The organism is Acidimicrobiales bacterium (assembly GCA_025455885.1).
Lineage (GTDB): Bacteria > Actinomycetota > Acidimicrobiia > Acidimicrobiales > Acidimicrobilacustridaceae > Rhabdothermincola_A.
This window is the reverse complement of sequence record JALOLR010000004.1, coordinates 52,658-74,235: the sequence shown is the minus strand read 5'-3', so window position 1 is coordinate 74,235 and position 21,578 is coordinate 52,658. Positions and strand designations below refer to the sequence as shown.

Annotated in this window: 20 protein-coding genes and 3 tRNA genes; 6 read left to right on the top strand and 17 right to left on the bottom strand. The window is 74.4% G+C overall.

Annotated elements, in window-relative coordinates; translation table 11 throughout:
* Window positions 1-173: 173 nt before the first annotated feature.
* On the top strand, window positions 174-383 hold the full coding sequence (locus tag MUE36_04675) for a DUF1918 domain-containing protein (protein ID MCU0310221.1): 210 nt from the start codon (window positions 174-176) through the stop codon (window positions 381-383).
* A gap of 24 nt (window positions 384-407) precedes the next feature.
* Window positions 408-2,819 (top strand): sodium-translocating pyrophosphatase, encoded by a 2,412-nt coding sequence (locus tag MUE36_04670; protein ID MCU0310220.1) that lies wholly within the window; start codon window positions 408-410, stop codon window positions 2,817-2,819.
* Between the two features lie 43 nt (window positions 2,820-2,862).
* Here the strand turns inward: MUE36_04670 and MUE36_04665 are convergent.
* Window positions 2,863-2,936, bottom strand: a tRNA-Val gene (locus tag MUE36_04665).
* Window positions 2,937-3,066: 130 nt separating this feature from the next.
* Between MUE36_04665 and MUE36_04660 the strand changes: the two genes are divergently transcribed.
* The gene (locus tag MUE36_04660) at window positions 3,067-3,435 is read left to right on the top strand and encodes a hypothetical protein (protein ID MCU0310219.1); all 369 of its coding nucleotides are present in this window, start codon (window positions 3,067-3,069) and stop codon (window positions 3,433-3,435) included.
* A gap of 24 nt (window positions 3,436-3,459) precedes the next feature.
* Here the strand turns inward: MUE36_04660 and MUE36_04655 are convergent, their stop codons facing one another.
* The 10 genes from MUE36_04655 to MUE36_04610 form a co-directional block, all read right to left on the bottom strand.
* Window positions 3,460-4,008, bottom strand: a complete 549-nt coding sequence (locus tag MUE36_04655) for a hypothetical protein (GenBank protein MCU0310218.1) — start codon at window positions 4,006-4,008, stop codon at window positions 3,460-3,462.
* A 139-nt stretch (window positions 4,009-4,147) separates the two neighbouring features.
* A tRNA-Cys gene (locus MUE36_04650) sits at window positions 4,148-4,222 on the bottom strand.
* Between the two features lie 47 nt (window positions 4,223-4,269).
* Window positions 4,270-5,178, bottom strand: coding sequence for a 5'/3'-nucleotidase SurE (locus tag MUE36_04645; GenBank protein MCU0310217.1), 909 nt, complete (start codon window positions 5,176-5,178; stop codon window positions 4,270-4,272).
* A gap of 63 nt (window positions 5,179-5,241) precedes the next feature.
* Window positions 5,242-5,952 (bottom strand): hypothetical protein, encoded by a 711-nt coding sequence (locus MUE36_04640; protein MCU0310216.1) that lies wholly within the window; start codon window positions 5,950-5,952, stop codon window positions 5,242-5,244.
* 135 nt (window positions 5,953-6,087) lie between these two features.
* A complete protein-coding gene (locus tag MUE36_04635) occupies window positions 6,088-7,023 on the bottom strand; it encodes a zinc-binding dehydrogenase (protein MCU0310215.1) in 936 nt (311 codons plus the stop codon).
* A gap of 71 nt (window positions 7,024-7,094) precedes the next feature.
* The gene (locus MUE36_04630; protein ID MCU0310214.1) at window positions 7,095-7,946 is read right to left on the bottom strand and encodes a sulfite exporter TauE/SafE family protein; all 852 of its coding nucleotides are present in this window, start codon (window positions 7,944-7,946) and stop codon (window positions 7,095-7,097) included.
* Between the two features lies 1 nt (window position 7,947).
* Window positions 7,948-8,262, bottom strand: a complete 315-nt coding sequence (locus tag MUE36_04625) for a rhodanese-like domain-containing protein (GenBank protein MCU0310213.1) — start codon at window positions 8,260-8,262, stop codon at window positions 7,948-7,950.
* Window positions 8,259-9,659: a rhodanese-like domain-containing protein gene (locus MUE36_04620; GenBank protein ID MCU0310212.1), complete on the bottom strand. Its 1,401-nt coding sequence runs from the start codon at window positions 9,657-9,659 to the stop codon at window positions 8,259-8,261. The genes MUE36_04625 and MUE36_04620 overlap by 4 nt, the downstream gene beginning before the upstream one ends.
* A gap of 79 nt (window positions 9,660-9,738) precedes the next feature.
* Window positions 9,739-10,689, bottom strand: a complete 951-nt coding sequence (locus MUE36_04615; GenBank protein ID MCU0310211.1) for a hypothetical protein — start codon at window positions 10,687-10,689, stop codon at window positions 9,739-9,741.
* The gene (locus MUE36_04610) at window positions 10,664-11,791 is read right to left on the bottom strand and encodes a lysylphosphatidylglycerol synthase domain-containing protein (GenBank protein ID MCU0310210.1); all 1,128 of its coding nucleotides are present in this window, start codon (window positions 11,789-11,791) and stop codon (window positions 10,664-10,666) included. Before MUE36_04610 ends, MUE36_04615 begins: the two co-directional genes overlap by 26 nt.
* A 243-nt stretch (window positions 11,792-12,034) precedes the next feature.
* Between MUE36_04610 and MUE36_04605 the strand changes: the two genes are divergently transcribed.
* From MUE36_04605 to MUE36_04595, 3 genes are all read left to right on the top strand, one after another.
* A complete protein-coding gene (locus MUE36_04605) occupies window positions 12,035-13,546 on the top strand; it encodes an acyl-CoA synthetase (GenBank protein ID MCU0310209.1) in 1,512 nt (503 codons plus the stop codon).
* Window positions 13,547-13,660: 114 nt separating this feature from the next.
* Window positions 13,661-14,653: a TIGR00341 family protein gene (locus MUE36_04600; GenBank protein ID MCU0310208.1), complete on the top strand. Its 993-nt coding sequence runs from the start codon at window positions 13,661-13,663 to the stop codon at window positions 14,651-14,653.
* A gap of 162 nt (window positions 14,654-14,815) precedes the next feature.
* On the top strand, window positions 14,816-16,153 hold the full coding sequence (locus MUE36_04595) for a glycosyltransferase family 39 protein (GenBank protein ID MCU0310207.1): 1,338 nt from the start codon (window positions 14,816-14,818) through the stop codon (window positions 16,151-16,153).
* A gap of 94 nt (window positions 16,154-16,247) precedes the next feature.
* Here the strand turns inward: MUE36_04595 and MUE36_04590 are convergent.
* The 6 genes from MUE36_04590 to MUE36_04565 form a co-directional block, all read right to left on the bottom strand.
* Window positions 16,248-16,323 (bottom strand) — tRNA-Gly (locus tag MUE36_04590).
* Window positions 16,324-16,370: 47 nt separating this feature from the next.
* Window positions 16,371-18,161: a DUF4202 domain-containing protein gene (locus MUE36_04585; GenBank protein ID MCU0310206.1), complete on the bottom strand. Its 1,791-nt coding sequence runs from the start codon at window positions 18,159-18,161 to the stop codon at window positions 16,371-16,373.
* Entirely contained in the window at window positions 18,142-18,393 is a 252-nt protein-coding gene (locus tag MUE36_04580; GenBank protein ID MCU0310205.1) for a hypothetical protein, read from the bottom strand. Before MUE36_04580 ends, MUE36_04585 begins: the two co-directional genes overlap by 20 nt.
* Window positions 18,394-18,446: 53 nt before the next feature.
* On the bottom strand, window positions 18,447-19,466 hold the full coding sequence (locus MUE36_04575) for a hypothetical protein (protein ID MCU0310204.1): 1,020 nt from the start codon (window positions 19,464-19,466) through the stop codon (window positions 18,447-18,449).
* 128 nt (window positions 19,467-19,594) lie between these two features.
* Entirely contained in the window at window positions 19,595-20,368 is a 774-nt protein-coding gene (locus tag MUE36_04570) for a hypothetical protein (protein MCU0310203.1), read from the bottom strand.
* A gap of 21 nt (window positions 20,369-20,389) precedes the next feature.
* Window positions 20,390-21,577: an aminotransferase class I/II-fold pyridoxal phosphate-dependent enzyme gene (locus MUE36_04565; GenBank protein MCU0310202.1), complete on the bottom strand. Its 1,188-nt coding sequence runs from the start codon at window positions 21,575-21,577 to the stop codon at window positions 20,390-20,392.
* Between the last annotated feature and the right edge of the window lies 1 nt (window position 21,578).

Below are 21,578 nucleotides of genomic sequence, written 5' to 3'. Positions count from 1 at the left end.
CCCGGCGTCACCGGCGCGGTCCAAGTCTGCCTCACCGACCTCGGGCGCCGCCCCCGCCGCCCCGGTCCCGGCGCCCTCCGGTCTGAGGACTCTGGTCCCTGGCGAACGGGACGGCCGGGACGGATGCTGAGGTCGGCCACACAGGCTGCACGTCCGAACGAGAGGAGCACGCGATGAAGGCCGAGGTCGGGGACAAGCTGATCATCCGGGGCCATGCCGTGGGGACCCACGAGCGGTCGGCCACCATCGTCGAGGTCCGTGGTCCCGACGGCGGGCCTCCATACCTCGTCCGTTGGGACGACGACGAGCACGACGAGCCCCAGGAGCACCTGTTCTTCCCGGGTTCCGACGCCGACGTCGAACACCACCCGGCCGCCGGCTGAGCGCCGCTCCAGGGCCGGGGCACGGTGGTGCACGTCATCCTCGCCGCGGAAGGCGGCTACCAGGCCTTCACCCTCGAGGCCCGGGACTGGTTCTGGCTGACCTTCGCGGTGGCCACCTCGGTCATCGCGCTGGCTGTCGGCCTCGTGCTCATGAGGGGCGTGCTGGTCGCCGAGCAGGGCACGGCCACGATGCGGGAGGTCGCCGCGGCCATCCAGGAGGGCGCCGCGGCCTACCTGCGCCGACAGTTCCGCACGATCGCGGTGATCCTCGTCCCCGTCGCGGCCATCGTCTTCGTGACGTCCACGGAGATCACCGAGCCGGCCGCCGCCGGGGGCGACGTGGTGCTCACGTTCGCCCAGTCGGGGCTCATGCGGACGCTGGCCTTCGTCGCCGGGTGCGTGCTGTCGGGGCTCACCGGGTTCATCGGGATGAGCCTCGCCGTCCGGGGGAACGTGCGCACCGCCGCCGCCGCCCGGTCGGGGTCCATGCCGGCCGCCCTCCGGGTGGCCTTTCGCACCGGGGCCATCACCGGCATGTTCACCGTGGGTCTGGGCCTGCTCGGGGCCACCACCATCATCATGGTCTTCCAGAACACGAGCTCGGCCATCCTCGTGGGCTTCGGTTTCGGCGGGTCGCTGCTGGCGCTCTTCCTCCGGGTCGGCGGCGGCATCTTCACCAAGGCCGCCGACGTGGGCGCCGACCTCGTGGGCAAGATCGAGGTGGGCATCCCCGAGGACGACGCCCGCAACCCGGCGACCATCGCCGACAACGTCGGCGACAACGTCGGCGACTGCGCGGGCATGGCCTCGGACCTGTTCGAGAGCTACGAGGTGACCCTCGTCGCGTCCATCATCCTCGGCGTCAGCGCCTTCCAGTCCATCTACCCGGACGACCCCGCGAAGTGGGCGATCGGGCTGGTCTTCCCCGTCGCCGCCCGGGCCGTCGGCGTGCTGGCGTCCATCGCCGGGGTGTACACGGTCCGCGCCACCGACCGCGACACCTCGGCGATGGCGCCCATCAACCGCGGGTTCCGCACCGCCAGCGTCCTCACGGTGGTCGGGATCGGCGCCGTCGTGGTCGCCTACGTCGGCAACGAGCCGGGGACGCTGAGCGCACCGGGGTGGCGGATGCTCGGCGCAGTGGTCATCGGGCTGGTCCTCGCCCAGGTGGTGAGCCACATCGCCGAGTACTTCACCTCGACGATGCACACCCCCGTCCGCGAGATCGCCGAGGCGGCCCGGACCGGACCGGCGACGACGGTCCTGGCCGGCACCAGCTCCGGTCTCGAGTCCTCCGTCTGGGCGATCGTGGCGATCGCCGCGGCCATCGGCACCGCGGCGATCCTCGGGGGCGGCGACGTCCGGTTCGGCTTCTACCTGGTCGCCCTCACCGGCATGGGCATGCTCGCCACCACCGGCATGGTGGTGTCCGAGGACTCCTTCGGCCCGGTCGCCGACAACGCGGCCGGGATCGCCGAGATGTCAGGGGAGCTCGACGGCAAGGCCGAACAGGTGATGGTCGGCCTCGACGCCGTCGGCAACACCACGAAGGCGGTGACCAAGGGGTTCGCCATCGGTTCGGCGGTCATCGCCGCCGTCGCCCTGTTCGCGTCGTTCGTCGAGACCGTCGCCGTCGAACGCTTCGGGGAGGCCGCCCTCGACCAGCTCGAGGCGTCGGGCCAGACGGTCTTCGACGCCCTCCCGATCAACGTCGCCCGACCGGGCGCGTTCGTCGGCCTGCTCATCGGCGGCTCGGTCGCCTTCCTCTTCTCGGCACTGGCCATCCGGGCGGTGGGCCGCACGGCCGCCGTGGTGATCGAAGAGGTCCGGCGGCAGTTCCGCGAGAAGCCCGGGATCATGGACTTCACCGAACGGCCCGACTACGGGCCGGTCATCGACCTCTGCACGACGGCGTCGCTGCGCGAGCTCGCCACCCCTGCGCTGCTCGCCGTGCTGACGCCCGTGATCATCGGGTTCGGCATCGACTCCGTCGCACTGGGGGCGTTCCTCGCCGCGGTGATCCTCACCGGGCAGCTCATGGCGAACTACCTCTCCAACGCCGGGGGGGCGTGGGACAACGCGAAGAAGTACATCGAGGCGGGCCACGAGGGCGGCAAGGGCTCCGACGCCCACAAGGCCGCCGTGATCGGCGACACGGTGGGCGACCCCTTCAAGGACACCGCCGGACCGGCGCTCAACCCGCTGATCAAGGTGATGAACCTCGTCTCCCTGCTGCTCCTCCCGGCCATCATCAGCCTCGAGGACAGCAACTGGCGCTTCGCCGTGGCCGGCCTCGCCCTCGTCGTCCTGATCGGCGCGATCGTGTTCGCCAAGCGGGGCGCCGGGCCCGTGTCCCGCGGTGCGCCCGCAGGAGGAACGACCGGAGCGCCGACCGGCGACACGGGTGAACCGGTCCCGCCGCCCGCATCCCTTTGACGTCCCGCCGGTCGCCGAGGGGACCCCTGGGAGTTTCGCGGAGTGGACCCGACTGGACTCGAACCAGCGACCTCTTCCGTGTCGAGGAAGCGCTCTAGCCAACTGAGCTACGGGTCCGCGTGCCGATCGAGACCGGCCAGCGCTGGCACCCTAGCAGCGGCGGTGGACGGAGCCGCGACCCCGGCCGGACCCCCGACGACGGCCCCGAGCGGCCGCCCGGACGCGATCGCCCGATAGAACGGGCGGCATGGACCACCGCCAGCTCGCCCGCTCCCTGGCCGCCCTGCGCACCGTGATCGGCGTCGCCCTCCTCGTCGCCCCGGGCACCACCGGCGGGCTGTGGCTCGGGAGCCGACCGCTCGACCGCCGGGCCCGGCTGCTGGTCCGCGGCCTCGGGGCGCGCGACCTCGCCCTCGGGATCGGCACGCTACGGGCCCTCGACGAGGGGGCGCCGGTGCGCCCCTGGGTGACCATGTCGATGGTCGGCGACGTCGCCGACGTGGTCGCCGCCACCGGAGCGGCGCGAACGCTCGGCGCGGCCCGGACCGCCCTCACGGTCGCCGCCGCCGGAGGGGGCGCGGCGCTCGGTGCGGTGGCCGCCAGCGGTATCGACTGAGACCGGGTACGCCCCCGGGCCGGGCTAGGGGCTGGCCGTCGTGGTGGTCGGCGGCACCGTCGTCGTCGTGGTCGGGGCGGCGGTCGTGGTGGTCTGGGGTGGTGCCGTAGTGGTGGTCTGGGGCGGCCGGGTGGTCGTCGGCGGTCGGGTGGTCGACGTCGTGCTCGTCGACGTGGTGCTCGTCGAGGTGGTCGTCGTGGTGCCCGGCGAGTCGTCGGAGCCGATGGCGATGCCGGCGGCGACGGCGATGGCGGCCACCACCACGAACCCGAGGATGGCGACGACGATCCACAACGCCTTGTTGCTGCCCCCGGAGGGCGGCGGTGCGCCGGCGGCACCGTCAGGCGGGCCCGCAGGGGGCGGGGCGCCCGGGGGAGTCGCCCCCGGCGGGACGGGGGGCATGGCCTGGGTCGGCGGGACGGCGTCGACCGGTTCGGTGGGCGGGACGGCGTCGACCGGTTCGGTGGGCGGGACGGCGTCGACGGGGACGGTGGCGTCGGGGTCACCGGCGGGCCCGGTCGGGGCGACGCCCGGGTCCTGGTCACCGGGGCCGGACGGCGGCATGGTCGACATGTGCATCCCTCTCCGCACGGGGCGGGGCCCGTGCTCGTTCCGGCACGAGGGTAGGACGTCGGTCGCGCCGGGGAACGGACCCCGGGGGGGCGACCGACGCCGTGAGGGCCTGACCCGGTCGACCCGGATCAGGCCCTCCTGGAGGCGGCGGCCGGAATCGAACCGGCGTACAGGGCTTTGCAGGCCCTTGCCTCAGCCACTCGGCCACGCCGCCCGGCCGGACCACGATAGCGCCCTCCACACGGGCCCCCGGGGGGCCGGTCAGTCGAACCGGCGAGGGTGCAGGTGCTCGGCGATCTCGGGGTCCGGGAAGAGGTGGGCCGGGGAGAGCTCATCGCCCGGCACGGGGTGAGCGGCGACGGACAGCCCGCCCGTCGGTCCCTCCACCCCGCCGTCAGGGGCGTCGGCGGGGTCGGCCGGCCCGATCGGCGGCACCGCCCAGGCCTCGGCCACGCCGCCGAGCGCGGTGAGCGTGGCGATCCCCTCCCGGATCATGGCGGTGTCGGTGTCGGCGCGCAGCTCCTGGTCGACAGCCACGAGCTCGAACTGCAGCGCTCCCTCCTCGGCCCCCGACATCGAGCTGCGCACGGTGCCGAAGGACGCGAGACGGGCCCACCGCAACGGCGGCGTGATGCCGTCGGGCAGCGCCGGCACGTTGAGGTTCAGGGCGCTGCGGGGCGGCGCCTCGAGGAGCCGGCGGGTCACCTCGGCGGCGAGGCGGGCGGCGGTGGCCCACTCGTAGTCGTCGTCCTCGTGCTCGGCGAGGCTGACGGCGAGACCCCGGTAGCCGAAGTTCTGGGCGGTGAGGGCGGCGCCGACGGTGCCCGAGTGCAGAATCGCCCGACCGGTGTTCGCCCCCGCGTTGATGCCGGAGACCACCGCGTCGTAGGGCTCGTCACCGAAGCCGCCGAGCACCGCGGCGAGCACGCACATCGCCGGAGGCCCGGGCAGTGCCCAGGCCTCGACCCCGGGAGCCCCCGGGAGCTCGGCACGCTGCACCGGGAGGTCCTCACGGAGGTTGACCCTCCCGAGCGACGCCGAGGTGCCACTGGCGTCATAGTCGGGAGCGACGACCACCACGTCGTGGCCGTCATCGGACAGCGAGCGGGCCAGGGCGTGCATGCCCGGGCCGTGGATGCCGTCGTCGTTGGTCACCAGCAGGCGGGCCATGCGGCGACCCTACCGGGCGAGGTGACCCCCCGACGACGGCACCCGTCGGCGCTTCGGCCGGCGTCAGGCGGGCCGGACCGAGGCCGATCCGGACGTGGCGAAGCCCGACGGCGCAGTGGTCGCGGGAGCGTCCTCGTCGGCCTCGCCGTCGCCGTGCATGCCGCCCCGGCCGCCGTGTCCGCCCCGGCCGTCCGGGCCGTCCGGGCCGTCCGGGCCGAGGGGCAGGGTGCCGTCGACCAGTTCGGTCACCTTGGCGGTGAGCTCGGCGGTGCGGGCGTCGGCCTCCTCCTGGGTGAGGTCGCCCTCGGCGACCTCCTCGGCGAGGTGGGCCTCGGCGTCGGCCACCATGGCCTCGATGACGACCTGCACGTCCACGCCCCGGGCGGCGGCGAGGTCGGCGATCGACTGGCCGTCGCGGAGCGCGGTCACGAGCTCCTCCTGGCTGACGCCCAGGGCGGTGGCGGCGGCATCGAGACCGAGGCGGGGACCGCCCCGGCCCATGCCGTCGTGGCCATGGCCCCCACCCCTCGGACCGGCGGCCTCGAGCGCGGCGACGACGGCGTCGGCCTGGTCCTGGGTCAGGGTGCCGTCGGCCACCAGCGGGGCGAGGACGTCGGCGAGGTGCGAGGTGCGCGCCCCGTCCTGATCGGCCGGGGTCGTGGTGGTGGTGTCCTCGGACTGGGCCGACGAGATGGCCGGCAGGGCGACGGCCAGGCCGGCTCCTCCGGCGACCAGGGCGGCGGACAGGCCGAGCACGGCGATCTTGGTACGCACGGTGTCTCCTCGTGTCGAACGCGGGGAGGCGGTCTCCCTCGGCATCGACCACGCTGGCCGGGCCGGTAAGGGCCGGGGAGGGCGAAGGTGAGGATCCGGTGAGAATCCCGGGCGCCGGCGACCGGGGCGAAACCGTCAGGTCAGGACGATCTTGCCCAACTTGCCGCCCGCGGCGAAGCGCTCGTAGGCGGCTTCGGCGTCGGCCATCGGGAACGTGGCCGCCACCGGCACCGACAACCGCCCGGCGGCGACGAGGGGCAGCACGTGGGCCTCGACCCGCCGGGCGGCGTCGGCCTTGTCCTCGAGCGAGCGGGCCCGCAGGGTGGAACCGTGGATCCGGCCCCGGCGCTGCATCAGCTCGGCGAGGTTCACCTCCGCCCGGGCGCCTGCGCCGATGCCGATGACGGCGATCCGCCCACCGGTGTTCAGGGCTCGGAGGTCGTCGGGGAGGTTGGGGGCGCCCACGAGCTCGAGCACCACGTCGAAGGGCCCATGGTCGACGACGTCCTCGGGGGCGATCGCCGTCGCTCCGTAGGCTGCGACCGCGTCGCGCAGCTCCGGGTTCCGCACCGTGGCGATCACCTGCGCGCCCGCCGCGACGGCGAGCTGCACCCCGGCCAGGCCCACTCCTCCTGCGGCGCCGTGGACGCAGACCCGCTCGCCCATGCCCAGCCCGCACTGCGTGAACAGGGCGTCGTGGGCGGTGGTGAACACCTCGGCGAACCCACCGGCAGCGGGCCAGTCCAGGGCATCGGGCACCCGGAGCAGGTGACGTTCGTGCACCGTCACCAGCTCGGCCTGACCACCGCCGGCGACAACCGCCATGACGCGGTCGCCCGGCTGGAAGGACCCGACCCCGGGGCCGACGGCCTGGACCTCCCCGGCCGCCTCGAGGCCGGGGACGTCGGCCGGGGTTCCCGGCGGGGGTGGGTAGAGCCCGGCCACCTGGAGCCGGTCGGCGCCGTTGAGCCCGGCACCTCGCACCCGCACCAGCACCTCGCCGGCACCGGGAACGGGGTCGGGGTGCTCACGCCACTCGAGGCGCCCGTCGACGATCGTGACTGCGTGCATCCGTCGATGCTGGCACAGCGCGCTCGCTCCCCGGCCGGCGGACCGCGGCGGGGGGGCCTCCGCCGCCCGTGTCAGCCGAGGAGGCCGACCAGGGCCTTGGCCGCCGTGTAGACCGCCACGGCGACGAGCAACGCCGCGAACCACCGCAGCGACTTCTTCGGGTCGAGGCGCCCGGCCAGGCGACCGCCGACGAGGACGCCGGCGACGGCGCTGATGGTGAACGGGATCGTGACCGCCCAGTCGATCGTGGTGGTCGCCAGGCGCGAGGCCAGGGCGACGGCGCTGTTGATGGCGATGACGAGCAACGACGTACCGATGGCCACCGGCATGCTGAGCCCCAACAGGAGGGTGAGGGCGGGCACGATCACGAACCCGCCGCCCACACCGAAGAGCCCGGTGAGGAATCCGACACCGGTGCCGGCGGCGACGATGGCGAAGGCCCGCTCCACCTGGACGCGTCGCTCGACCACCACCGCCGTGCCCGCCGACGGCGCGGCACCGCTCCCCGACGGACCGGCGCCGATGGCCAGGGCGGCCTCCTCGCCGACCTTCGTGCAGGTGGGACACCCCGTCACCATCCGCCAGGCGGCGACGAGGATGAGCACCGAGAAGCCGAGCAGCAGGGCGTCGGGGTCCATGCGCTTGTTGAGCGCCGATCCGAGCAGGGATCCGGGCACGCCGGCGAGCCCGAAGGCCACACCGAGGCCCACCCGGACCCGCCCTCCCCGCCAGTGCGGGGCGATGCCCACCAGGCTGGCCACGCCGACCAGCACGAGGCTGGTGGCGGTGGCCTCCTGGGGGTTCTGGCCGGCGGCGAAGACCAGGGCGGGGACGGCCAGGATGGACCCACCACCGCCGAGGGTGCCGAGGGAGAGCCCGATCAGGAACCCGAGCGGGGAGACGGCGATGGCCCGCCAGTTCACCTCAGTGGACCACGGGGAGGCCGGCGTCGTTCCAGGCGATCATGCCCCCGGTCACGTTGAAGGCCTCGACGCCGGCGTGGACCAGGGCCTCGGTCACCCGGCCGGAACGGTTGCCACTGCGACAGATGCAGTAGACGGGACGACCGGCGGGCACGTCCTCGAGCGAGATGCGGCTCATGGGGACGTGCACGGCGTCGGGGGCGTGACCGGCGGCCCACTCGTCGTCCTCGCGGACGTCGAGCAGCACCGACGAGGGATCACGACCGCTGGCCTCGGCCACCGTCACGCTGGGGATCGGCTCGGCGGCGGCGCTCATCGGGCCAGCGCTCCCTGGTCGATGCCGAAGCCACCGGCGGCCCATGCGTCGAACCCGCCCTGGAGGTCGGCGACCCGCTCGAACCCGAGCGAGCGCAGCAGCGAGGCGCCGATCGAGGAGCGGTAGCCGCCGGCGCAGTAGACGACCACCGGGGCGGCGGTGTCGAGCTCGCCGTGCCGGTCGAGGAGCTGGGCCAACGGGATGTGGACGGCTCCGGGCACGAGACCCACCTCGAGCTCGCCGGGGCCACGTATGTCGACGATCTGCAGGTCGGGGTCGTCGACGCGCCAGGCGTCGAGGTCGACGGCGCTCACCCGGTGGGCCCGCTCGGCGAACTCCGGGTGGTCGGCGAGGACCCGCTCGACGTCGACGACGGCCCCACGCACCCGGTCGAACCCGATGCGGGCCAGGCGCACGCGGGCCTCGGTGTCCCGGCCGTCGTCGGTGAGCACCACGATGGGCTGACCGGGGCGCACGACGTCGCCGGCGTACTCGGCGAAGCGCCCGTCGAGACCGACGTTGACCGACCCGGCGACGTGACCGGAGGCGAACGCCTCGGGCGTGCGCCCGTCGATGAGCACCGCGTCCTCCCGGCGGCACCGCTCGAGGTCCGCGAGGTCGAGGCGAGGCGGGGCCTCGCGGTCGTCGAAGAGGTCGCGCTGGCGGCGGTTCGAGTCGGCGGTGAACGCGAAGTAGAGCGGCGCCACGGACTGGCCCTCGGTGACCGCGGCGACGAACTCGTCCTCGGTCATGGGGCGCAGGGCGTAGTTCGTGAGGCGCTGCTCGCCGATCGTCGAGGAGACGGCCTCCGACATCGACTTCCCGCACGCCGACCCTGCGCCGTGCGCGGGGAAGACGCGAGTCTCGTCGGGGAGGGTCAGCAGCTGGTCGTGCAACGACCGGTAGAGGCGACGGGCGAGGTCGTCGGCCGTCCAGCCGACCGAGGTCAACAGATCGGGTCGGCCGACGTCGCCGACGAACAGCGTGTCGCCGGTGAGCACGGCCCACGGGTCCTCGTCCCCGGCCCGTTCGTACACCACGATCGAGATCGACTCGGGGGTGTGGCCGGGGGTGTGGCGCGCCTCGAGCACGACGTCGCCGAGCTCGATGCGCTCGCGATCGGAGAGGCGTCGGATCGGGAAGTCGGCGCGGGCCTCGCTCCCGTAGGCGATGGCCGCCCCGGTGGCCTCGGCCAGCTCGAGGTGCCCCGAGAGGAAGTCGGCGTGGAAGTGCGTCTCGAGGATCAGCTCGATCGTCAGGCCGTGGGCCTCGGCGTCGGCCAGGTAGCCGGAGACGTCCCGCTGGGGGTCGACCACGACCGCCCGGCCGGTGCGCTCGTCACCGATCATGTAGCTGAACAACGACAGGCACGGGAGCTCGTATTGACGGAAGTACACCGGTCACCTCGCTTCGCCCCGGTACCCCCGGGGGTATCTATATCGTACGTCGGGAACCGCCATCCGGCAACCAGGGCGTTCAGCGCGCCGGCGGCGCGAAGCGGATGTCGAGCGACCGCAGATGGGTGTGCAGCCCCGCGTCCTGGATCGGCACGATGATCGCCGGCGACCCGGACTCGTTGTGGTGGGCGTGCCACAACCCCGGGGGGGTGACGAACGCCCCGTGCGGCTCCCAGTCGACCCGGACGGGGTCGACGATCTCGCCGTGCTCGTCGATCGTGCGACCCACCAGCGAGTAGCACCCCGGGCGGCACTCCGCGACGAGGTCGAGCGCCACGGACTGGTGGCGGTGCGGGCGCTGCACCGCCCCCGCCGGCAGGAGGCCGTACATCGCCCAGAGGACCGGGGTGACGGTCTGGGTGAGATGGTTGGGTGCCGTGTTCAGCAGCACGGCGAGGCGGTTGCGGTCCGCGGCGCGAGGGGCGGCGACCACCCGGTCGAGCTCGGCGCGCACGTCGGCGGCGGGGAACCGGGTGGTGGCGAAGCGGGGCTGCGAGGGCACCGCCCCGAGATGGCGCAGCAGCGGCTCGTCGGTCACCCGGTAGATCAGCGCGTCGGCGGTGGCCCGGTGGTCCACCGGACCGACGGCGGGGAACACGACGAAGTCGCCCGCCGCCCACGGGACCGTGCCGGCGGCGGACGTCGAGGTGCCCTCGCCGACGAGCACGTGGTGCAGCGTGGAGGTGGCCACCGGATCGGTCACGACCTCGTCGCCCGCGGCGACGCGCACGAAGGAGGCCAGCAGCGCCGGGGAGGTGGCGGGCCCGTCGACGATGCCCAACGCCTCGGCGTTGTCGAACGGGATCACGCCGGTGCGAAGGTCCGAGTGGGCGACGGCCGGGAACCGGGCCAGGGGGACCGCCGGGATGTGGCCGGATCCGACCGGGTTGGCGGCCCGGGAGTACTCGAAGTACCGGGCGTCGCCGGTCCAGTCCTCGACGGCCTCACCCACCGCCAACTGCGGTTCCATGGTGGCCAGTCTGGCCCACCGGCACCGCCGGGAGGAGGGTGAGCGTCGCGCCGGGGGTGGCCACGGCCGGCACCAGGGCCCGGCCGGCGGGGTGACGGCTGCGGTCGAACCGGTACCGGCGGTGCCACCGGCGCCAGCCCAGGTAGGCGGCCGACCCCGTGGCGATGGGGAGGGCGTAGGTCAGCCCGCGGTAGACGAGGATCCCGCCGAGCGCCGAGGCGGGATCGGCCCCGGCGGCCACGAGGCCCGCGCCGAGGGCCCCCTCGACGACCCCCACCCCACCCGGCGTCGGCGAGAACCCGGCGGCCAGGCGGGCCAGCAGGTAGACGCGCACGATGTCGAACGTCGACGGGGCGTCGGGCCCGCCCACGGCCTGCACCCCGAGGACGACGATCGCCGCACCCCCGGTGGTCACCACCGCGGCGGCCCCGAGGAGGCGCACCATGCGGGCCGAGACGATCCACGCCGCGCCGGTGCGCAGCCCGGCTGCGAAGGGGGCCACCTCCACGGTCCGCAGGGCGGGGATGCGCCGTCCACCCCGATCGACGACGCCCTGGGCCATGCGCACGGCGCGACGACTCAGCCGGGTGTCACGGGAGAGCACGAGCCACACGGCGGCGCTGGCGCCCACGGCGAGCGCCGCCGAGCCGAGCACGGCGACGTCGAACCCGCTGCCCGCCCCGACGGCGACGCTCGCGCCGAGCACCGCGACGACGAGCAGCCAGCGGGCCACCGACATGGCCTCACCGACGGCGAGCAGGCACACGGCCATCTCGTCGGGCCCGTGCCGGAACGACCGGCCGATGCGGTAGCGGAGCATCCCGCTCAACACCCCCCCACCGGGCACCGAGTTGCCGACGGCCGACCCGACCTGGTCGAGCACCACCCCTCTGGTCAGCGTGGAGCCGGCGAGCGACCACCGGTAGAGCAGGCCTCGGGCGACCACGACGACTGCCCAGCACGCGAGGATCGCCACGACCGTGTGCGGCGGCAACGACGCGAGTGCGGTGACGGCATCGGCCAGCGTGCCCCGCAGCCGGAACGCCGCGGCGAGCATCGCCGCCACCACCGCGGCGGACAGCACACGAGTGGCCCACAACACCCTGGCCCGACCTCCCGGCATGACCGCCGTCACAGCGATCGGCCGACCGGAGGGGAGAGCAGTGCCCTCTGGCGGTGCAGAGGGAACCACGAGGCCCACGTGTGGCGAAGGTACCCAGCTCGTGCGGGGGCCGAGACACCGGGAGGCGAGATTTCGCCGACGGATCGCCGTGCGTTCGCCCGTGGTTCGCGGAGCCGTCGCTCCCCGGCCACACGGAGGCCGGAGGGCCGGTAGAAACGGGGAGTGACCCCGCACCTCTCGCTACCCGAGCGCGTCGGGAGCCACGGACGGCGCGTCGCCATCGTCGACCCCGACGGCCCCGTGACCTACGCGGACCTCGACCGGGGCGCGCGGGCGCTGGCCGTCACGCTGCGCGACGCCGGCCCGGACCTCGACGGGCGGCGGGTCGCGTTGCTGTGCCGCCCCGGACGGGACTTCGTCACCGCCCTGCTCGCCGGCTGGTGGGCCGGGGGCATGGTGGTGCCCCTCCATCCGGCGCACCCCGACACCGAGCTGGGATGGATCCTCGACGACGCCGACGCCTCGATCGTCGTGTGCTCGGCCGAGCTCACCGACCGGGCCCGCGGGTTGGCCGGGGAGGGGCGGCGCCTGGTCACGGTGACCGAGCACGCCGCCGACGCCGCTGCCGCCGGCACGCTCGCCGCCCCCCGCCCGGAGCACCCCGCGCTGATGGTCCACACCAGCGGCACGACGGGCCGACCGAAGGGGGCCGTGCACACCCACGGATCGATCGCCGCCCAGATCGAGGGCATGGTCGAGGCGTGGGGGTGGGAGCCCGACGACCGGATCGTGCTGGTCCTCCCGCTGCACCACGTGCACGGCCTGGTGAACGTCACGCTCTGCCCCCTCTGGGTGGGGGCCACCTGCGAGGCCCCGGGGGCGTTCGACGCCGTCGACACCTGGGACCGGCTGGCGTCGGGCGAGGTGAGCGTGTTCATGGCCGTCCCGACGATCTACCGCCGCCTCGTCGCGGCCTGGGACGTGGCCGCTCCTGGGGTACGGGCCCGTTGGTCGGCCGGCGCCGCAGGTCTGCGGTTGATGGTCTCGGGTTCGGCGGCGCTGCCCGTCTCGCTCCTGGAGCGCTGGCGGGAGATCGCCGGCCACGTGCTGCTCGAGCGTTACGGCATGACCGAGGTCGGCATGGCGCTCGGCAACACCCTCGACCGGCGGGTGGCGGGGCACGTGGGCGTGCCCTTCCCCGGGGTCGAGGTGCGGGTGGTGGGAGAGGACGGCCTCGACGTCGACGACGGATCCCCCGGGGAGCTGCTGCTCCGCGGTCCCCAGCTCTTCGCCGGCTACTGGAACCGCCCGGAGGCCACCACGGAGGCCTTCACCGACGGGTGGTTCCGCACCGGTGACGTCGCGGTGCTCACGCCCGAGGGGTACCGGCTCCTCGGCCGAGCCTCGGTCGACATCCTGAAGACCGGCGGCGAGAAGGTCTCGGCCCTCGAGATCGAGGAGGTGTACCGCACCCACCCCGCCGTCGCCGACTGTGCCGTGGTCGGCCTCGACGACGACGAGTGGGGCCAGCGCGTCGCCATCGCGATCGTGCCCGCGCCGGGGGCCGCACGGGGGGCCGCACGGGGGGCCGCACCGGATCCCGAGGAGCTGCGGAGATGGGGCAAGGAGCGTCTTGCCGCCGCCAAGGTCCCCACCCGCTGGCTCGTCCTCGACGACCTTCCCCGCAATGCCATGGGGAAGGTCACGAAGGCCGACGTCGCCGCCCTCTTCTGACGCGGCGCGACCCGGTCACGGCGCGACCCGGTCACGGCGAGCCCATGCGCGGCGCGGAACAGGGGGTTGCCTACTGTTTCCCCACCCCGTCGCCGCCCTACGCCAAGGAATGCCATGCCACTCGTCTCGGACAAGGACATCGTCCGCATGCGCGAGCAGCTGTTCTTCGAGGGCGAGGCGACGGGCCGGAAGCTGAGCCGCTTCTGGCTGCTCCTGACCCTCTCGGCGGTGATCGCCGCCGCCGGGGTGGTCGGCGACTCCACGGCCACCGTCATCGGGGCGATGATCGTCGCGCCGCTCATGACCCCCATCCTCGGGATCCTCCTCGCCGTGGTCCTCGCCGACCGCGACAACCTCCTTCGATCCCTCGGCCTGGTGGCCGCCGGAGCCGCAGCCGTGGTCGCCATCGCCTACATCGTGGGGATGATCATCCAGGAGCCGATCCTGGCTGCCACGAACAGCCAGGTCAGCGCTCGGGTCACGCCGAGGCTCATCGATCTGCTGGCCGCGCTCGCCACCGGTGCAGTGGGTTCGGTGGCCCTGGCGCGCGAAGACATCTCCGACACCCTCCCCGGTGTGGCCATCGCCATCTCGCTGGTCCCCCCCCTCGCCGTCGTCGGCCTCACGCTCGAGTCGAACGCACCCGATCAGGCGTTCGGGGCGCTGCTGTTGTTCGTCACGAACGTGAGCGCCATCCTCGCCTCCGGGCTGGTGGTGATGGGCGTCTACCGGGTGAGCCAGCGCGAGACCGTCACGGCGACCGGCGCGAAGAAGCGGCTGCACCGCGGCCGGGCCACTGCCCTGATCGCCCTCGCACTCCTGGTCATCGCCGTGCCCCTCACCTACACGTCGGTCCGCGTCGCGGACGTCCGGACGACGGAGGCCACCGTCACGAGGGTCGCGACACGGTGGGCGGCGGCGGCGGACTGGGAGGTCGAGCAGGTCATCAGCCGTCACGACGGTGTCGAGGTGCGCGTCGCCGGGGCCCCACCGGAACCGAGGGCCGAGGACCTGCGCCGGGAGCTCGACGGCGCCGGCCTCGCCGGCGAGACCATTCGGGTGCAACTGGTCCCGGCGACGAACATCGACCTCTCGCCCTCGGGCTGATCGCGACGGGGCCGTTCCGAGGCACGGACCAACGTCGCCGGAGCAGTCCCGGCGCGGCGCGCGGTGGAGCGGACGACGGAGTCGACCTCGCGACCTGACCTCGGCGACGTGAGGTCGGCACCGCCGGCACGGTGCGATCGACCCCGCACACCAGAATGGGGCATGGGCCACATGCGGTCGACCGGTGCACGGGTCTCCGCGGCGGTACGGGAGCTGGGGTTCGGGCGGTGCCTGGCCCTCGTCGTCGTGGTCGGCCTCGGCGCACGCGTCGCCTACGACCTCGTCATCGGGGTGGATCTCGTCGACGGGTTCGACGCGGTCTGGTACCAGCTGCAGGCCGGAACGATCTCGACGGGGTTGGGCTACATCGACCCCGTCGCCTTCTACGAGAGGTTCGAGGGGGTGCCGACGGCCCAGTTCCCACCGCTGTGGCCCGCGCTGCTGGCCGCGGCGAGGCTGCTCGGACTCGACGACCGAACCGACTACCAGCTCGTCGGCGCCCTGTTGGGAGCGACGACCGTGCTGCTCACCGGGCTCCTCGGTCGGCGTGTCGCCGGGCGCGCCGTCGGGCTGGTGGCGGCGCTGATCGTGGCCCTCGGCCCGATGCTGATCGCGGCGGACGGCTCGGTCATGTCGGAGTCCCTCTACGTCGCGCTGGTCACCGGGGTGATGCTCGCCTCCTATCGGGCGTTGGAGCGATCCACACCGGTGCGGTTCGCGGCCGTCGGCGTGCTCCTCGGCGCGGCGGCGTTGACGCGGGCCGACGCGCTCTTCCTGGTCCCGTTCCTCGCCGTCGCCCTCGCGTGGCGCATCCCGGGCCGATCCGTCGGTCGACGCCTCGCTCTGGGTGGCGCGTTGGTGGCGTCGATGCTGGTGGTGCTCGCTCCCTGGACGGCCTACAGCAGCTCCCGGATGGGGGGCTTCGTCGCCGTGTCGAGCAACTCGGGCTCGATGCTCGAGGGCGCGAACTGCGCCTCGACGTACGGCGGCTCGCTGCTGGGGGCATGGGACGCCGAGTGCCCGCGCCCGAGGGACCTGGCCGTGCCCGAGCTCGAGTGGGCGGCCGAGGCCCGGGGGATCGGTCTCGACTACGCCCGCCGCGAGCCGTCGCGACTTCCGGCGGTGGCTGCCGCACGGGTCCTGCGGCTCTGGGGTCTCTGGTCGCCCGTCGAGCAGGCCCGCCTGGAGTCGGTCGAGACCCGCGACGAGCATTGGCAGCTCGTCGGCTGGGGCTACCACATCGTGGTGCTCGCGCTCGCCGTCCCCGGCACCGTGCTGCTCGTCCGCCGTCGCGCCGAGTTGACGCCGCTCCTCGCCCTCGTGGCGGCCGTCGTGGTGACCGCCATCGCCTCCTACGGCAGCCAGCGGTTCGCGCTGGCCCTCCACCCGGTGCTCGCGGTGTGCGCGGCGGTGGCGGTGCTGGCGGCGGGGCGGGCACTCTGCGGCGGTCGATCGTCCCCGGGCACCTCGGCCCCGGCGTCGACTGGCGCCGCGAACTGAGCCTCGGGCACGGGACTCAGTTCGGCGCCGCCCGGAGGCCGGGCCCAGGTCGCGAATCAGGCGCCTCCGGAGAGGCGCCTGACCAGGGATTTCATGGAGCGGACGACGAGATTCGAACTCGCGACCCTCACCTTGGCAAGGTGATGCTCTACCAGCTGAGCTACGTCCGCGTGGGCCTCGCACCATAGCAAGCGGTCCGCCGGACCGGCCAGACGGCTCAGGGCGGAGGGCCACCCGCCGACGCCACCAGCTCCCGCAACCGGCGGGCGAGGTCGCGGGCCAACGGGCGATCGACGATCCCCGAGACGACGAGGCCCCGGCCGTCGGACCCGAAGAGCAGCGTGGCCCGCCGGTCGTCCTGCCAGCCCTGCACCACGACGTCCGGCCCGATCGGGACGCTGCGCACGTCGGGCGCCCACCGACGCTCGTTGGCGATCAGGACCCGCCTCGTCGTCAACATGACCACCGCCGGATGGTGCTGGTACTCCCCCGCGACCACCGACTCGACGACCTCGCCCTCGCTCAGCATGGTCGAGAGGATGCCGAGCGGCACCGCCCCGGCCCGACGGGCACCGGCCGACATCCGCGCCGCGGCGACCTCCACCCCGTAGGGATCGACGACCAGCGCGCCGAGGTCCTCCTCGGGCGGGACCACGTAGTCGACGTCGTCCGCCGTCGCCGGGCGCTCCTCGAAGACGGGGGCGGGCGGCGGAGGGGGCTCGAGGAACGGCGGCGGAGGGGCCGGCTCGGCCGGCTCGGGCGCGGTGCCGCGTCCGAACCAGCGACGACCCTTGGTCGGCGGCGCCGGCGCGGGGTCACCGACGACGGTGTCGGCGGTGTCGGCGGGGTCCTCGTCGAGGCGCGGCAACGCGACCGGTGCCGCCGCCATCGTCGAGACGTTCGAGGCCACCGGTCGGCGGGGCGCGTCGAGCGGCAGCGGGGGCGGCGGGGCGTTCACCGGCGGCGGGTGGGGACGCTCCCCCCACATCATCGCCCGGCGCACCGTCGACGCGCGGGGCACGCCGGTGTCGGGCTCCGGCTCCACCTCCAGCGCCGGCTCGACCTCCACAACCGGCTCGACCCCCGGCGCCGGCTCGGGCGGCACGAGGGACAACGACGGCGGCGAGGCGGGCCCGCCGACCGTTGCCGGCCCACCCACCGGGCCGGGCCCGGTCCGCTCCTCGGGGTCGGGCTCCTCGAGCTGCTCGATCGGCAGCGCCAGGAGCGCGTCGAGACCGTCGTCCTCGATCGCTGCGCTGGTGTCGGCCTCGCCACCCCCGGCGACCGCGATCGGCGGTCGCTCGGGTTCGGGGGTCGGGGGCGCCGACTCCTCGGCATCGACCGGTTCGTCGGCGTCCGCCCCCGCCCCGAGGGGGAGGAGACGCTCGACGGCGACCAGGACGAGCGCGGCGGCGTGGTCGTCGAGCGGCAGGCCGAGGGCCTCGGCCCGACCCCGGGCCCCCATCTTGGCGAGCGTGCGCTCGAGGACCCCGATCATCTTGACGTCGCCGAGCTGCTCGGCCACGGGATGGAACTGGGTGGTGAGGAAGACGAGGCAGAGGGCGTCCTCGTGGGTCTGCACCGCCGGCGCCCGACCGCCGACGTCCGGGAGGTCGCCGCGCCCGAGGCCCTCCTTGGTCACCAGCGCCCGCACGCCGTCGATCGTCGCCTCGTCGTAGCCCAGCCCGCCGAGCAGCTGCCCCACGGCCTCGGCCTGGCGTCGCTTCGCCTCGAGGCGCCACCGGAGATAGCCCTGACGGCCATCGGGCTGGGACGAACGGGGATAGGTCCAGCGTCGGAAGTGATGGGCGCGGGCGGCGAGGAGCTGCACCTCGTCGGCGTCGGGATCGAGCCGCCGCACCCACTCCGTCATGGCCTCGGCGTGGACGAGCTCCTTCGGCCGCGGCGTCCCGTCGACGACCAGGACGTTCGGGTCCTCCGCGTTCGCCTCGTCGATCGCCGCGATCGCCGCTGCGAAGCGCTCGGGATCAGGAATCGCCGACGGCATCGGTCTCACGCGCCCCGGGCGGCCGGAGGTCGACCCGGAGCGTGAGCACACCGTCCTCGAGGTGGGCTTCGGCGTCACCGACGATCGCGAAGTCCTGGTAGTCGCGTTGGGCCTGCTCGATGAACTTCGCCCGCTCCTCCCCCGCGACCGGAGGGAGAGGCCGGTTCTTCACCGCCACGGCACGATCGCGGAACCGGCGGACCATCTCGTCGGGGTCGAAGGCGCTGGCCATGGGCCCAGCGTACCGCCACCCCCGAGGGGCGACAGGCCCGGCCCCGCCGGTGATCAGCGCCCGACGGCGTCGGGGGGATCGGGGGGCGCGCCGCCAAGATCCGCACCCGGGGACTCCCCCGCCGCGGGAGCGTCGGGGTCGAAGGCTGCGAGGAGCTCGGTGAGGGGATCCCGGACGGTCGGGGCGGCACCCTCGACTGCGAGGTCCTCGGCGGTGACGATCGGTGGCCCCTCGGCGGAGACCGCCGGGGATCCTGCGTCGCCCCGGACCTCGGGCGACGGACCGACCCCGCTCGCCGAGACCGGCCCCACGATCCGGAAGCCCGGCCCGCCCGCCCCGGACGCCGGGACGGCGGCGTCGGCCGTGCCGGTGTCGGCCGCGCCGGTGTCGGCCGCGCCGGTGTCGGCTGTTGCATCGGTCGACCGGGCCCGCTCGGCGGCGGCCAACGCTGCGCTCAGGACCGCGGCGTCGGCGGCGCTGCGCGGCGGTGCTGCGGGGTCCCCCGCTCCGACCACGGTCGGTTCACCGACCACCGCGGGCGTGGACGCAGTCACCGGAGGAGGGCCACCGAGGTCGCCGACGGCGTCGAGGGCGGTGTTGTAGGGAGCCGGTCGGGTCCGGCGCCAGTAGAGGACGGTGAGCACCGAGATGGCTCCCGCCACACCGAGCAGACCGCCGACCACGAGGGCCAGCTGGCGGCCGCTCGACGGGCCGCCGGCACCGTCGTCGCCGTCGGGGACCGTGGTGCCGTCGCCGGGGATCACCACCGCCGGCGCGGCGGTGGTCGTGGTGGTGCTCGGCCGGGTGGTGGTCGTGGCCGGGGCCTCGGTCGTGGTCGACGCCGGCGGACGCGTCGTCGTCGGTCGAGGGGGGCTCGTGGTGGTCGGACGGGGGCGGGAGGTGGGCGCAGCCGTGGGCGGCGGGGTGGTGGGCGGCGGGGCCGTCGGCGGCGGGGTCGTGGGCGGCGGGGCCGTCGTGGTGGTCTCGGTCGTGGGCGGATCGGTGGGAGGCGGCCCGGCGGTCGCCACGCCACCGACGCCGAGCACGACCAGCGCCACCGCGGACGCCACCACCGCCCGCAGTCGACGCGACGGGCGGGCGAGGGGACCCGAGACGCTCCCGGTCCGTGAGCTGGGCTCCTGCACGTGTCCCTTCCGGTCGGGTCGGTCGCCCCTCGGCGACCGGCGGATCCTAACGCCCGTCACCGCTGGTGCTCCGGACACGAGTACGTCGTGCGACCACCGATGGTGCGTCGCTCGAGCTCGGCCCCGTCCCGGGGGCACCGCCCTCCCCGACGTCGTTCCTCCTGGAGGTCACCGGTGTGCGAGCCACCCCGTGCCCCGAGCTCGTCGAGGACCCGACGGACGCTGTTCGAGAGCCGTCGGATCTCGGCGTCGGAGAGGGAGCCGGCGGGGCGCATCGGATCGAGGCCCGCCCGCCACAGGATCTCGTCGGTCAGGAGGTTGCCGAGGCCGGCCACGGCCCGCTGGTCCATGAGGCGGGCCTTGAGCGGGAGGTGACGATCGCCGAGGCGACGGCGCAGACGGGCCGGCGTCAGGTTGGAGGCGTCGATCCCGAGGCGGGCCTCGTCGGGGTCGAGCTCGACCCCACCGAGCCGCCGGGGGTCACGGAGGCGCATCGACCGTTCGCCGGCGAAGTGCACCACGAACCGGTCCCAGGCCGGATCCCGACGGGAACCGCCGTACTCAAGGCGCTCGACGCCGTCGACGCCGTCCACGTCGAGCACACCGGTCATCCCGAAGCGCAGCCCGAGCGTGGGACCGCCGTCGACGTCGAGCAACAGGAGCTTGCCGATCCGCCGATCGGCCCGGAACCGCCGCCCGACCAGCGCCTCCCCCACCTCGGCGTCGGTCAACCCGCCCTTCAGGAACCAGGCGTCGGGCGCCTCGACGCCCACGATGGGCAGGCCGACGACGCCTGCCGCGAGGCGGCGGTAGGCCTCCACCTCCAGCATCTCCGGCACGACGTCGGCCGCTCAGGCCTCGGCGGCACGCTCGGCGACGGCGAGGGCCCGGGCGAAGTCGACGACCAGGTCGTCCGGGTGCTCCAGCCCCACCGAGAGTCGCACCGTGCCGGGCCCGATGCCGTTGGCGGCCAGCTCCTCGGGCGTCAGGTTGACATGGGTCGTGGACGCGGGATGGGTGACGAGGGTCTCCGGGCCGCCGAGGGACGTGGCCAGCTGGGCGATCTCGAGCGACTCCACGAACGCCGTACCGGCCGCCATCCCCCCGTGGAGGTCGAAGGTGACGAGACCCCCGAAGTGGTCGAGCTGACGCCGGGCGAGCTCGTGTTGGGGGTGGGACGGCGACCCCGGCCAGCGCACCTCGGCCACCGCGGGATGGCCCTCGAGGAACGCCGACAGCTCGGCCGCGCCGGCGCTCTGCTGGCGCAGGCGCACCCCCAGCGTCCGCAGTCCCCGCAGACCGTTCATGGCGTCGAACGGCGACGCGTTGGCGCCCTGGAGCACGGCGAAGGAGTAGAGCCAGTCGACGAGCTCGGCGCTGCCGGCCACCACCCCGAGGGTGGCGTCGTTGTGTCCGGCGATGGCCTTGGTGGCCGAGTGGACGACGAGGTCGACGCCGTGGCTCAGCGGCTGCTGGCCGAGGGGTGTCGCGAAGGTGGAGTCGACCACCGTGATCGGGCCGGCCAGCGCACCGAGATCGTCGAGGTCGACCAGGTCGAGTCGTGGGTTCGCCGGCGTCTCGGCGACGACCAGCGTGGTCACTCCCGGCCGGACCGCGGCCGCGAACGCACCCGGCTCGGTGGCGTCGACGAAGGTGACGTCGATCCCGAAGCGCGGGCACACGGTCTGGAGGAGCAGCTGGGTGCCCGCGTAGAGCTGGCGCTGGGCGACGATGTGGTCGCCCGACGAGCACAGCCCGAGGATCACCGCGCTGATCGCCCCCATCCCCGACGCGAACGCCCTGGCCGTCTCGGCCCCCTCGAGCTGGGCGATGGCGTCCTCGAACCCGGCCACGGTCGGGTTGCCGTACCGGCTGTAGAAGCGGGCCGACCCGACGGCGGTCGCCATGCGTCGCCCCTCCTCGACGGTGGGGGTGACGAAGGTGCTGGTGGCCCACAGGATCGGGGCCAGGGCGGTGTCGTTGTCGCCCCGCCCCGCCCGGATGGCCCGGGTCTCTCGGTGCAGTTCGGGCTCGGTCATG

Coding starts and splice junctions, on each gene's coding strand:
- MUE36_04675 (MCU0310221.1), top strand. CDS start 174: ATGAAGGCCGAGGTCGGGGACAAGCTGATCATCCGGGGCCATGCCGTG.
- MUE36_04660 (MCU0310219.1), top strand. CDS start 3,067: ATGGACCACCGCCAGCTCGCCCGCTCCCTGGCCGCCCTGCGCACCGTG.
- MUE36_04655 (MCU0310218.1), bottom strand. CDS start 4,008: ATGTCGACCATGCCGCCGTCCGGCCCCGGTGACCAGGACCCGGGCGTC.
- MUE36_04645 (MCU0310217.1), bottom strand. CDS start 5,178: ATGGCCCGCCTGCTGGTGACCAACGACGACGGCATCCACGGCCCGGGC.
- MUE36_04635 (MCU0310215.1), bottom strand. CDS start 7,023: ATGCACGCAGTCACGATCGTCGACGGGCGCCTCGAGTGGCGTGAGCAC.
- MUE36_04625 (MCU0310213.1), bottom strand. CDS start 8,262: ATGAGCGCCGCCGCCGAGCCGATCCCCAGCGTGACGGTGGCCGAGGCC.
- MUE36_04615 (MCU0310211.1), bottom strand. CDS start 10,689: ATGGAACCGCAGTTGGCGGTGGGTGAGGCCGTCGAGGACTGGACCGGC.
- MUE36_04600 (MCU0310208.1), top strand. CDS start 13,661: ATGCCACTCGTCTCGGACAAGGACATCGTCCGCATGCGCGAGCAGCTG.
- MUE36_04595 (MCU0310207.1), top strand. CDS start 14,816: ATGGGCCACATGCGGTCGACCGGTGCACGGGTCTCCGCGGCGGTACGG.
- MUE36_04585 (MCU0310206.1), bottom strand. CDS start 18,161: ATGCCGTCGGCGATTCCTGATCCCGAGCGCTTCGCAGCGGCGATCGCG.
- MUE36_04580 (MCU0310205.1), bottom strand. CDS start 18,393: ATGGCCAGCGCCTTCGACCCCGACGAGATGGTCCGCCGGTTCCGCGAT.
- MUE36_04570 (MCU0310203.1), bottom strand. CDS start 20,368: ATGCTGGAGGTGGAGGCCTACCGCCGCCTCGCGGCAGGCGTCGTCGGC.
- MUE36_04565 (MCU0310202.1), bottom strand. CDS start 21,577: ATGACCGAGCCCGAACTGCACCGAGAGACCCGGGCCATCCGGGCGGGG.